Here is a 12,880-nt window from a genome sequence, read left to right on the forward strand (position 1 = left end):
GGGATCGCAATTGGAAAGTTCTAGCTCAGAACGAACCGAATTCAGGGATGCACGTCACCGCATGAGGCGAAAAATCAACCGAAAGACTCCGAATTGAAACCGAGAAAGAACGGACTTCAGGTTAAAACCCGCCCTAACGTTCTAGGCCTTAATCTTAGCCACTGAACAGGTCGCGCTTGATGATTGCAGCGCGATCGGACGCGAAGTCACAATTGAATTTTACAAATGACCTAGATGTACTGATAAAAATACAACTTAAAATTCTCGCGCCATTTTGCAGATCACAACTTTTTTCTCTCTCCGACGCCATCAAAAAACTTCTTAGGGGAAGTCTCTTTGGAGAAATTTCATGAAGAAAGTAGTGGGGTCGTGCCTTGCGCCTTTAAGTAAAAATATAAAATATTTTAGCATCTCTTTATTGTTTTTTGCATATCTTGCGGAAAGCAGTTCCATATCGAACCGTCTCTGGTTAACAAACTTGCTACCATAGCGGTCGAAAATGAATTTGTGTTTTTCAAAAATATACTCATTGCAGTTTCTTATTTCAGAAGCGTTCCTACCGATATCAGACTTATGATAAACGCAGAGCGCATCATCTGTATCAGCTAATCTTATGCACCCTTGCTTATAGATAAATCTAATAAAATAATCCAAATCCTGCAATCGTGGCAGGTTTTCGTCAAAATAACCGACATTTCTAAATGTTTCTGCGGAAGAAAAAATCGTCCACAAATATGCTCTAAGGTGGTTACCTGATAACAATTCTCTAATTTGATCTGCGCCAGTTGATTGAAATCTTTTTCTTTTCTTCTTTCCTACCCACTGCCAGTCGTAGTTACAAGTAATCCAGACATTTTTGCCAGGAGTATTATTAGTCCACTTCAAATAGCTTTGGTGTTGCTCTGTCAATTTTTTACTATACCATTCATCACCACTATCTATCCAAGCTACAAACTCACTATCGATTAGATCTAAAAGAACGTTTCTTGTATAAGGGCGACCTCTATTTACATTATTTCGAACTAATTCCACTTCGAATTTGCTTCCCTCAACTATTTGGCGAACGATTCTATAATTTTCGTCAGATGAACCGTCATCAGCTATCACCAGCCTAATATTTCCCGACCAATTTTGACCAAGTATAGAGTTATATGTTAACGAAAACCCTTCTGGATCGTTGTAGTACGGAATTAATACGTCTACTTTCGGTCTATTTTTCGACATTAATCTTCTCAATCAGCTCTATCCAAGCGAACACGAAACGTTCCATGCTATATTTCTTCCGAATTTTAAGAGCGTTTTGCGAAAGCCTTTGTCTTTCATCTTCATTTTCAATTAGGTAGTTAATTGCGTTAGCAAGACCTCTAGCCCCTTCTTTCCTATCTACTAACTTTCCATTTGAATCGTCTACAAATTGATTTACTCCTTCACAATCTGAATAGCAGACAACCGGCAATCCAACTGCTAAACCTTCGGCAGGAGCTAACCCAAACCCTTCGAAATGAGCCGGATGACAAAATATGGAAGAAGAAATGAGAGCGTCGCCTATTTGATGGGTATGCCCCCTTATGTGACAAACAGTTTCAATACGAAGATTTCTGATTAGTTTTTCAAGCCTGCTTTTTTCTGGACCGATGCCAAAAATATCTAGTTCCCAGTCAGGGTGTTTATCATATACTTCTTTCCATGCGACTATCAGTTCCTCATAATTTTTTACTGACGCAAGCCTTCCAACGCCGATTACTCTTTTCTCCCGTTGTGTGGGTATTTTTTTTCCCACAATGGTCGAAGAAATATAGTTAGGAATTGAAACTGTTTTTTTCCTAATCTCTTTTGGAAACCAATCAGCAAACTTTTCGAATAGGACATGGTTCGCTGCTGAGTACTTCAAAGCTTCCAAACGCAATCTCTTGTCTACTGGATTTTGATCCCATCGACCGTCTGACGCATAGTCTTCTATCGGAACGTTGTGATTTGTAGGTATAACTTTCACTCCACTCCGATTTCCAGCTAGTAGAGTAGGTGTGTTAGCTGGAGGAAGAAAGCTGATCGCCACGTCGGGGTTGATAGATTTCATTACACTTGTAAGTTGATCTACAAACATTTTGTTTCTTAAACGCCATCTTATTCTATTTCTTATTTCATTAGGGAAAATTATATATTTAGCATTGGAAACAAAATTTACGACACGGTGACCTAAGGATTTGTAGATTGGAGCTAAATTTATTACATTAACACGCTTATCAATGGGATAGAATATAGGAACATCTTTGTAGTCAAAATGTACACACGTCACGTCATAATCTCTACTGGCGAACTGTGATGCTAGTTCGCAGTATATTCTTTCTGCTCCACCGCTTCTTCCGCCAATCAATCTTATGACCATGAGTATTTTTTTCTTTTGTGACATCTTTACCTTCTTCGTAACTTCGCTCGATAACAATTGTTAATTACGTTAAATAGTGGACCTGATAGATGACATTTAAGTTGCTATCGTCGGCAGTGAAGAATTTTGATAAAAATCCTTTCGCTTTTTAAGCTTCAATTTTAATATCTGATTTTGTGTTCGTTTTAACGAACGTCGGAGTTTCTGTCGAAAGTGACTTGTAACCAAATGTTTGAAATTGCCTATCTGAAGAATGCAGCAACGGATCGTTTGATTTTGCCTTAGCATTCTTTCCAAACTGCTTTGCATAGTGTTTATGAAACCAATCCAGTCCTCTTTAAGCATTTGAAATGGAAGGTTACATCCTCCGGTGGTTTCTCTTTTACGAAATCACCGGTGTGTTGCCCATCTTAAAGCATAAAGCGTGGTGAAACGTGCTGTTCCTCTGTCCCTGCTAGGTACATTCAAGAGTTCCGCAAGAATTTTCTAGTATGTCCTGAAGACTTAGTAGTCCGAGATATCGCCACCTCCCCTTCCTCTTAGAACTGCCCATAGCGTACCCGTATGATCTGGGCAAGACAGCCATATACCTAATACGACTTTCTTATCGATTGCGCTAACTGCATGACCAGGGCCAAGCCCGCAAAGCTGTCGACCAACGCTGAACCTAGGTGTAGAACAGTAAGTAATTTTTTATTCATATGGAAGATCTGAGACTAGGTGATAGACTCATTAAATCTGATCCATATCCTTGCTGAAGTGAGTTTGGGTCCTACCATTACAATTGCCTGGGTCCTTCTGATGTTGGGTGGCTACGGCTCTGAAATGTTTGAACTCGTTGAAGAACCACTCCACCAGACTGTGCATCTTGTTGAGCTATTTGAAAATGACGGGCGACGGCGGTGTGGTGAGATAGGTGGGATATTGGGGAAAGTAACCTGAGTTCTGATTAGATCGCCGATGGCGTCGGCACCGAGTGCCCGGTCGGCGTGTATAAAGACGCTTTCGGAAAGGCAAGAAGAAAAGGAAGAAGTCGGCACAGCACTATGGCCGTGGGTTATAGTTCAGGCTTGATACGCTTTTCAGACCTCAGACGTTCACCACCGCATGGATTTTTTGCTGGTCGAGCCAACCTGGAACGGCCCATGCAATCGGATGCTCCTATTATCCCGTTGGAACCCATACTGACGACCGCGGATGAGATCGCGGACTAAATAAACTTTGCTCGTATGATGAACCCGTATTCGCTGAAAGCGTAAATTCTGGAAGGAAACATTCGACTCACGTCATTCATTCGCTATACCGCGCTTAAAAGAGTTATTCCGTATAACCTACTACAATTGGGATCTTTTAAATCGGGCACCTAAAAATTTGAGGACACCTCATCATGGGGCCATCGCTAACACATACAATACAGTCGCTGGAGCTATGACTGTGTTCATTGACGATCAAAGTGCATAACCTTTTTTGAAATTCTACCGGATGACCCCGGTTTTAACAGCGCTATATTCCCTGAGCGCGCGACCAGGTAGCTCCGCTTCAAAAAAGTCACAAAAACATGACGATAATAGAAAAGGAACTGGTAAGGTCCGACCTGTTAGCAACAGCCCCAGCAAATTGCGAGAACATCCATCCGCGCTAAACCTAACACGTCCCATACCTATGGAAAGACCGAACTATTCATAAGAACACTACAGGACTGGGCTTACAGCGCCTCTTCCAACCCTGAGAAATTTGCAATGTTGGTCTTCAACAATGGTCGAATCTTTCTATTTACAAACATTCTTGTGGCGGTTTTTATTTCAAATACTGAACATTATCTACAATCTCAGTTGGTAAGGATGTCTTGGAAATCGCCACTGCGAATAAAATACCTTCATCGGTTAATTGGTTAAGCATTCACCACGAAATTACCTCCCTTACATTTCAAATTCTCAACATTTTTTTTATTAATTGTTCATCTTCATATTCGTATTATTTGAATAATTTTAGAACTTTTTTTGAGAAAAATTTGCTGGAAAAACTTCCAAGCTTCTTAGTGCTCAACTCTGATAGCTTCGTCCGATTCCAATTTAATAATTCTTGATTTTTTGCGCGCTCTCTATCCAGTGTGTGTTCAATTATGCAACTTAGTAACATATCTCTCTCGGGAAAATGATCTGGAATATTTTCTATAAGCAGCGAACTATACTCCTTGGTCATTTCCAAATCCCGTCCCCTAGGCAGCGTTTTCCATCCCAGAAAGCACTCGAGAGATTTTCTCTCCTTTTCGTTAAGCTCCCTCGCTATTACCATTTCATGATAAGCTATTGTTGTTTCGAGAGATATTTTTTTCTGAAATTCTCTTTTATTCGCAGAAATTTGCCCATCGTGTACATGATAGTAAGTAACGGCTTCCGGTCGCGCGACCCCCTTTAACTGATGGATATGAAAATTTCTATGTATCCAATCACAATCAACGCCTGCTTGTATCGTCTTATCAAACTTTTCTAGAAATCGCTTATTTCTAAATGAGAATCCAGGGAATGGGCTTGGCATTCCAAAAAATCGCCTTACCGAAAAGTGAATGGGACTGTAAAAAATGGGACGAGCGCTTCGATATGCATTTTTGAAATCGAAGATATTAAACCCTATCGCATCACTATCAGGGTAATATTGAAATGCTTTGAGGTTCCACTCGATTCTCGTTGGTATAGAAATATCATCAACGTCCGCTATCGCAACAAATTCTGTGTCAACTTCATCTCTAGCGATGTTTAATGCTTCAGACCTACCGACTTTGTCCGTAGAAATAATCTTAAATCTATTGTCGTTTTTCACCTGATTTTTTAGCTTTGAAACCGAATTGTCTTCGGAGCCGTCATCAACGAATACGACTTGGAAATCCTGGAAAGTTTGCTTCAGGATAGATTGAACATATCGATCGATAAACTCCTCACCGTTAAAGCAAGTCGTCACGAATGTCATAGAACCTTCACGACTAAAAGGAACTGCACTAGAGGCAATCTGCTTTCTACACTTCAACGCTATCGAATTACCAACATTACTTTTTAAATTGTAGAATACTCTTTTGAATTCTGAATAGTATTCATGAAGACTTTCTATGTATTTTTCATTATTGCCCATTCTCAGCAATTTTCTTGCCAAAGCCGACCTATCGGCGGGTTCGACAAAATCATGATGTAGGATAGCATTGGGCGCATACAAAAATGCGTTAGGCCCATGCTTTTTGTACAAGCGATATGAGAGCTCGACTCCTTCGTGTCCAAAGAGAAGCGGATTAAACAATTCGGTTGATATGGACTTCCAATCCCAAACGGTAAAGCCCTCAATATCCATAAATCTCGCGATTATATTTTCACCTAAATCATAATGCTTGGGAACATGCGTTAAATTACTTAATGGAACGACTTTCCCTCGAACTGCAATCGCGGAATATGCTTCTTTAATTCTTATTAACTCCCTAACCTCACATGAATTAGTTAGGCCGTCATCATCTAGAAACAAGATATTCTCACAAGAACTATTAACTATAGCAAGGTTTCTTCCTACTGATGCACCGTAGTTGAAGCCTGCGATAATTCTTCTCACTCGAGGAAATATTTTCACGTCTAGTTCTGGAAAAACATCGTGATCAGCGTTAGATACCAAGCATAAAGAGAATTCTTCGGAACGAAACAGATCCGAAATATTTTTGATCAACTTACCAGTATCTAGATTTTTTCTATAAGACACTATGCAGACAGTATTTTTTACGCTTTTAAATCCAATTGTGTCGACGATTTTGCCAATCTGCTTATATCTTTTAGAAACACCTGTAATTGTTTGGCTCGCAACTTTAAAATTTCCAGCCTCAAAGAATTCTTGAGCCCGCTGGTATGTAGAAAAAATATCTTGAGCGTCAGCATTACTCACCGATTCATTCCTATGTTAGTCTGCTAGTTACTGACATAATAAAGGAAAAAAAACTGATTTATAGGACTAAAACACATCGCGAGAAGATTTCTTAAGCTTGTTCTATGTTGCGCTTTATTGAAATCTAGTGTAGCGCTTCCCTGTGGTCGCAGTTTGCATTCATTGAAATAATTTCTATGGCTACGCAAGTTACTTCATTCTAGTTTCTGAAAATAAAAGAAGTTCGTCATCTTACAGATGCATACTGATATATTAACCTATCCACCGATAGTTTATTGAAAAATTTTTGTGTTACATCAACCCAACAACAAAATTTAAATATGATAAAATAATTCCTATTCATTCTAGTATATCGCTTCTTCCAATTAAGCGGCGTCCATCCTTTGCATTAATCAGAACCATTCAAGGTGAGAGTATTATCAGAAACAGGAATGAACATATAATAAAAATAAAAAGCTGTTACCAAAACTTCCAAGGCCCTTGGCATAGTTCCCTTAAATCGAACAAAGGAACTATCTTTAGTTAGGCCAAAGCCAGAATAGAATGAATTGCCATAGCTATAAACTTTACAACCTGCCATTACTGCCTCAAAACCCATTTGGCTTGATACACAGTAAACTTTTTCGCACTCTTCCAATAGACACCAAGGATTTACTTGCTCGGCAACAATACATATATTTTTCTTATATTTTTGAAGTTCTGGATACTTTTTATAGATAAGATCTAATTTTTGCTCTGACAAGTATCCTTTCTTTTCTCCAGTTTTTACTTTAGGATGAATTTTTACGATTATTTCTCTATCTATATTATCTAGCACAGCGTCTCGAAACATTCTTTCAAAAGCTACTTCATCGCAAAGAGCGCCTATTACCGACGCATCACCGTAGGTCTGGTCAACGACAAGTACCCTATCGTGTTTGTCGTTTGACCTTAGTCCTAATTCATGTGAGTTCTTAATTGGTACGGCGTTATATTTCGTCAATCGTTCTGTTCTTAAGCGGTGTATTAGAATTTCCGCCTGGTGAAATCGTGAGTGTACATTTGCTACACGTCGTATGTACATTTCAAAATCGTTTGGCGATCTGGAATCGTAGTAAATTCCTGTGCGATCAACAATCATTGTATATGGAATTTCGGTTACCTTACCACAAGGATGGCCAAGTAACCCTTCTTCAAACGCTACATACGGTATCTTCTCGGTGTTAGCAAATTGTCGCGCAGGATCTGCTGTAGTTTTATGTCCCCAGCCGGCAATCAAGTCTAAGCGTTTTAAACTCCTCGAAAAAATGACTGCCTTGCCGCCGAACAATGTTTCTATAGCAGGCCTGACCTTCAGCATTCCAGTTGTTGCCAATCCAATTCGCAAAACTTGGTCCAATCACAATTTGAGGAAAAGTCACCAATATGTTTCAATAAAATATATATTCAATTTAAACTTCTTATTATGTTCTGTCTCGAACGTTATAGTACATCATTACAGCGACAGACCATGTCCCAGCAAGCAGGAGAAATGCCGCAAAGGAATAAAGCAACCGATGCGGATACTGTGCGTCTTCAGACAAAGTAGGTGGAATGAATGTTGCGAGATAGAGATGTTTACTATCCGCTTCTTGGCGTGCTGTTTCTAAACTCGCCAAGGATGTAAGAAAGAGTTGCTGCGCAAATTCTTCTTCCAATGCGAGTTCCGAATAATCCGCAAGACGGAAGGAAAGAGCTGTCCTGTTCGATCCTGACGAACCGGAAGGCGATGTGCCGGAGCCAAGGCGTTCCCGCGCACTTGAAAGCTGGCCTTCCAGGGCCTCGATTTGCTGGTTCAGGAGTCTGATGCGCGGCGAGTCCTCGTCCAGGTAACTCATCAGAGTCTTTTTTTCTGCTTCACGGCTTGCGCGCTGCTGATCCAGTCCGGCGATCATTTCAACAGCAAGCTTGGCATTTTCCTCCGGACTGACTTCTTGTGTCTCGTTCCTGTAGGCGAGCATTTGCTTGCGAATTGCTTTCAAACGCGCCTCGGCGCGCGCGACACCTTCTTCTGCGAAGCGCACTGTCTCTCGCCGGTTAGCTTCAGAAAGCTGGTTAACCAGCAGTTCACTTCGCTTAAGAATTGCTTTGGCGATCTCGACCGAATCCTCTGGGCGGAAGCTGCGCACCTCAACTTGAATGACCCCTGACGTTGCGTCAAAGCTTACATCAACCATAGCGTTCCAGTATTTTAAACGATCCTCGATAGGGAGATCATTTCCCATGCTGAAGATAAAATCTGAAGATTCGCGATTGAAGATCGTTTGCAAATCCAGATCTTTTGGAAGATCCTCCAGCACTGATTGACTTTGGAGATAGTCCGTAACGATGTAGCTATTTGAAGTGGTCGATTCCCCGCCAGCATTTCCCATTACCATACCGAGCACTTCTGTTGGTGCGACTGGGTTAGCACTTCGAACAGCAAATGCAGTCATGCTGTGATATTGATCACTTGCCCAAAAGAACATATACGTTGAAAAAACTGCTGCTGGAGCTGCAACGAACAACACAAAGCCTAGGATCATCATCCTATGGCGCATCTTTGTTGCAGATTTAGCAGCCGCTGCCGGCAAAGCCAGATCAAGCAGCTTCTGTGGGTCTAAACCAGATTTTTTTAATCTAGCGATTAGTTTGCCTTCTTTCGTCTTCCCTCTAGTGACGGCCACTCCTTTTTTTGACGGAAGACTAAATATCGTTCCCCCACTAATTTCCCCAGACTTTTCCCCAGGAATTTTTTCGACAGCAGACATATTGATCAGACCTTCAAGTATTTAGAAGCAGATTCATTACCTGCGCGCCATGTTTTCATTATGCATGTTAATAGCATCGTCAATGTCGGTAAAATAAGTCAAATTTCCATCTTCCAGAACAATACCAGTTGTACAATATTCTTTAAGTGATCCATCTGAGTGTGATACCATTATTATATCTGAGTTCTGAAGTTTTTCATCAAACACCCGCTTGCATTTCTTTTTGAAATTTGAATCTCCGACCGCGGTAATTTCATCGACCAAATAGTAATCGAAATCAATTCCCATGCTGACGCCAAATGCTAAGCGAGCCTTCATACCAGAAGAGTAACTTTTCACCGGCATGTAATAGGATTTTCCCAATTCTGCAAAATCTTCTACGTAGTTCACTAATTCTTCTGTATCGTGCCCATAAATGCGCGCAACAAAGCGTACATTCTGTTCTCCCGTTAAAGATCCATTGAAACTACCCTGAAATCCAAGGGGAAAAGAGACATTGGCAAGCCGGATGATTCTGCCGGAGGTTGGCTTAATTGTTCCAGCTATAAGTCTCAAAAGTGTGGATTTGCCGGCACCGTTGCGACCTAGCAAACCAATACTGTTGCCCCTAGGAACTGTAAACGATACATCTCTAGCAATGTAGCGCATCTCTCCCTTGAGCTTGAAGCGTTTGGTCAAGCGGTCCAGTCTAATCATTTCGGTTCCCGTAGTTGCGCATCGTATAGCCAAACCAGAAAAAACCCGAAAACAATCGAAAATACAGTTAACCCGACAACGTAGGGCATGTCGATATAAGACGCTCGGTATGTGGGGTAAAACCCCGTTCGAAACAGGCCGATAATATGAACCAATGGGTTCCACATGAGCCATTCTCTAAAAGGATGCGGTACTGTATCGGGTAGAAAAAATACTCCAGACACAATGAAAGCTGGTCGATTAATAATTCCCCAAACTTGCTGGTAGGTACTGCTTAAATGGAACCATACAATGTTCGCCGCACCAACCCCCGCACCAAGTGAAATTGCTATTAGGGAAGCCAAAAAAATCGGAGCCAAATTGATACTCTCAAACGGAACAAGGAGATAAAGTGCCCCGAAAAGAAGCGCATTGACAACGAAAAGAGTAGCTATTTGTAAACAAATTCGACCTATGATTGTATCGTATGGTCTAACCACTGGATAGTTCAATAGTGCTCTATTCGACTCGACCGCCGATCCAACTTGTTCAGACGTCGATCGGTACATATAAAAAGCAATATATCCCGTAGTGAAAAATAGCGTAAAATCTCGACCCAGTGGAGGAACATGGGCAACCGCTGAAAACACAGTGGTCAAGATTGCAATCGTCAAAACCGGATCCAAAACTGCCCACATGTAACCGCCAAATTTATTACCATAACGGGTAGTCATTTCACGGACGATCAACGCGAAAGTGATCGCGAATTGGCGTTTCAAGCCCTGGCGCAAAGGTTCAGAGTGCATATTGTCAATCTGCAGTTACTACTCTTCGCGGACACGTAGTCTAAGCGTCAACTGGTTGTCTTGATTAGACCTTTATTCAGACCATGTCCATCTTCTGACAGACTGTACCATAACGGAATTTCGCGCAGCAACATAGTGTCACGATGCCACAATGATTTCGAAGGCGGGATGAATTGAGCAAATTGGAATTGCGAATGCCTTCTGCCTGAGACTGCGACCAACTCCGATCGCGACCACAAAACCGATGAAACGCATAGCGTGCGGTCTGGGTATTTCGACCCGGTAGCAATGTCTTGAAGACAAGCTCCTGGCATCAACGCCAAATTTTCATTGAGCAATTCACCTTTCTCCAGATGGCACCTGCGAGCCGAAGGTTGGAGCCGCAACGGATGCAGGATCGAATGCCTTGAGAACAGCCAGTTTCCGCTTGCGTTTTCGTTTGTTCCCGCCTATCCCGCACAGCCATTTCACTTTTGCAGGATTGCCGTATTGGGAGTGCCCCTACGCACTCCTGCGTCGGTTTCGAATGAGCCAACGCCATTCAATTGCAAAACGGCACGGGTACAAAACGCTGCGACATAAAGGGACTTTGCCATGAAACAGACCATCGGACTTGATTTCGGCACCTCCAACACGGTCGCGGTTTCGGCGCAGGGTGTGGGCGCGACTGCGCCGATCAGCTTTGTTGATGGCAATGACAGTTTCACATCGCTTCCGACCGTCCTCAGTTTTCTCGACCGGGGGCCGGCCAAGGCGCTGAATGCGGAGGTCGGGCCCTGGGCAATCCGGCAGTTTCTGGAGAGCTTTGGCGATGTGCGGTTCATCCAGTCGCTGAAGACCTTTGCGGCGAGCCGCGTTTTCAAGGGGACCGGAGTTTTTGGGGTCCGGTTCGAGTTTGAAGATCTGATGGCGACGTTTCTGCAGCGGGCTTTCGAGCGGGCCGGGGCTGCGTTTGATCCCGCGGCAACCCGGCTCGTTGTTGGCCGGCCGGTGGAGTTTGCCGGCCACAATCCGGATGAAGACCTGGCGATGGAGCGGTATCGCAAGGCGTTTCAGAAGGTTGGTTTTGAAGACATCCTCTTTGTTATGGAACCTGTCGGGGCGGCCTTTTCCTACGCGCAATCGCTGGAACAGGATACGACCATCCTGGTTGCCGACCTTGGCGGCGGCACGACCGACTATTCGATCATGCGATTCGAGACCGAAGCCGGGCACCTGAAAGCGACGCCGCTTGGCCGAGGCGGGGTCGGCATTGCCGGTGACACGTTCGACTACCGCATCATCGACAATGTAGTTCTGCCGAAGCTCGGCAAGGGCACCGCCTACCAGAGCATGGGCAAGATCCTGGAGATCCCGCCCAACCTCTTTTCCAACTTCGCCCGCTGGCACATGCTGTCGATTTTCAAGACATCAGACGACTTCAAGGAAATGAAGAAGCTGCTGCGCTACTGCGTGGAACCGGAGAAGATCGAGCTTTTCATCGATCTGGTGGAAGAGGACCAGGGCTACCCGCTTTACAAATCCGTCTCGGAAACCAAGGCCCTCCTGTCGTCTGCAGACGAGGCGGAGCTGACCTTTGCTCCGCTCGGTTCGGACTTCAGGGCAACTGTGAAACGTGCGGACTTCGACGGCTGGATTGCGCCTGACCTGAAGAAGATGGACCTGGCGCTGGATGTCACGCTGGAAAAGGCCGGTTTGAGCGAAGCCGACATCGACCGGGTGTTCATGACCGGCGGCACCTCCTTCGTGCCTGCCGTGCGCCGCCAGTTTGCGGAACGCTTCGGCCAGGAGCGGATTTCCGGTGGCAACGAGCTGACGTCTGTTGCCAACGGCCTTGCCCTGATCGGGGCGCGCACGGACGCGGCCGATTGGGCGCTTGCCGCCTGAGTTCGCCTGCCCGGATCCGGCCGAACGAGCCTGACCGACGGAACTCAAAAGCTCAAACAGCCCTCCCCGTCAGAAACCCGGCGGCACCTGAAGCCAAAGTGATACGTCAACGGTGTCTCCGGCTGCGATCTTCTCTTTCTTGCGCACGGCCGATTTGACCGGCAACAGGAAGGAGCCGGACGCCTTGTCCGGCCAGATGGTGGTGCTCCATTCGGCCTCGCCGATCCGCGCCTTTACCTTGATCATGCCCCAGGTGCTGCCTTTACGGCTTCCTGTGAAAAACCGGATCTGATCGGCGCAGGCCGGCGGTAACGTCACGAAGGTCCAGCCGCCAGGACCGGCGGACAGCCATAGTTTGCCGGTAAAATCCAGCCGGTCGAGCATGAAGTTGCAGCCTCTGTCCTGCCAAGCCTGTGTCGTCTCGCTTCCGTCTGGCAGGACTG

At 44.2% G+C, this 12,880-nt stretch carries 9 protein-coding genes; 1 reads left to right on the forward strand and 8 read right to left on the reverse strand.

The features are described from left to right. Positions 1 to 321: 321 nt before the first annotated feature. The 7 genes from HEP89_RS00820 to HEP89_RS00850 form a co-directional block, all read right to left on the reverse strand. Positions 322 to 1,224, reverse strand: a complete 903-nt coding sequence (locus HEP89_RS00820) for a glycosyltransferase family 2 protein (RefSeq protein ID WP_168691107.1) — start codon at positions 1,222 to 1,224, stop codon at positions 322 to 324. Beyond that, a complete protein-coding gene (locus HEP89_RS00825; RefSeq protein ID WP_168691108.1) occupies positions 1,211 to 2,410 on the reverse strand; it encodes a glycosyltransferase in 1,200 nt (399 codons plus the stop codon). The genes HEP89_RS00820 and HEP89_RS00825 overlap by 14 nt, the downstream gene beginning before the upstream one ends. Positions 2,411 to 4,360: 1,950 nt before the next feature. Beyond that, positions 4,361 to 6,301: a glycosyltransferase gene (locus HEP89_RS00830; RefSeq protein WP_168691109.1), complete on the reverse strand. Its 1,941-nt coding sequence runs from the start codon at positions 6,299 to 6,301 to the stop codon at positions 4,361 to 4,363. A gap of 388 nt (positions 6,302 to 6,689) precedes the next feature. Beyond that, positions 6,690 to 7,640 (reverse strand): hypothetical protein, encoded by a 951-nt coding sequence (locus HEP89_RS00835; RefSeq protein WP_168691110.1) that lies wholly within the window; start codon positions 7,638 to 7,640, stop codon positions 6,690 to 6,692. Between the two features lie 103 nt (positions 7,641 to 7,743). Beyond that, a complete protein-coding gene (locus tag HEP89_RS00840; protein ID WP_168691111.1) occupies positions 7,744 to 9,069 on the reverse strand; it encodes an RkpR, polysaccharide export protein in 1,326 nt (441 codons plus the stop codon). Positions 9,070 to 9,105: 36 nt separating this feature from the next. Then, complete coding sequence (locus HEP89_RS00845; RefSeq protein ID WP_168691112.1) at positions 9,106 to 9,765, reverse strand: ABC transporter ATP-binding protein; 660 nt, start codon at positions 9,763 to 9,765, stop codon at positions 9,106 to 9,108. After that, positions 9,762 to 10,550: an ABC transporter permease gene (locus tag HEP89_RS00850; protein ID WP_168691113.1), complete on the reverse strand. Its 789-nt coding sequence runs from the start codon at positions 10,548 to 10,550 to the stop codon at positions 9,762 to 9,764. Before HEP89_RS00850 ends, HEP89_RS00845 begins: the two co-directional genes overlap by 4 nt. Positions 10,551 to 11,144: 594 nt before the next feature. Between HEP89_RS00850 and HEP89_RS00855 the strand changes: the two genes are divergently transcribed. Continuing rightward, on the forward strand, positions 11,145 to 12,437 hold the full coding sequence (locus tag HEP89_RS00855; RefSeq protein WP_168691114.1) for an Hsp70 family protein: 1,293 nt from the start codon (positions 11,145 to 11,147) through the stop codon (positions 12,435 to 12,437). A gap of 69 nt (positions 12,438 to 12,506) precedes the next feature. Here the strand turns inward: HEP89_RS00855 and HEP89_RS00860 are convergent, their stop codons facing one another. Beyond that, entirely contained in the window at positions 12,507 to 12,821 is a 315-nt protein-coding gene (locus HEP89_RS00860) for a DUF1905 domain-containing protein (protein ID WP_168691115.1), read from the reverse strand. Positions 12,822 to 12,880 lie beyond the last annotated feature (59 nt).

It is taken from the genome of Labrenzia sp. 5N, assembly GCF_012395805.1.
In the GTDB taxonomy this organism is placed as follows: domain Bacteria; phylum Pseudomonadota; class Alphaproteobacteria; order Rhizobiales; family Stappiaceae; genus Roseibium; species Roseibium algicola.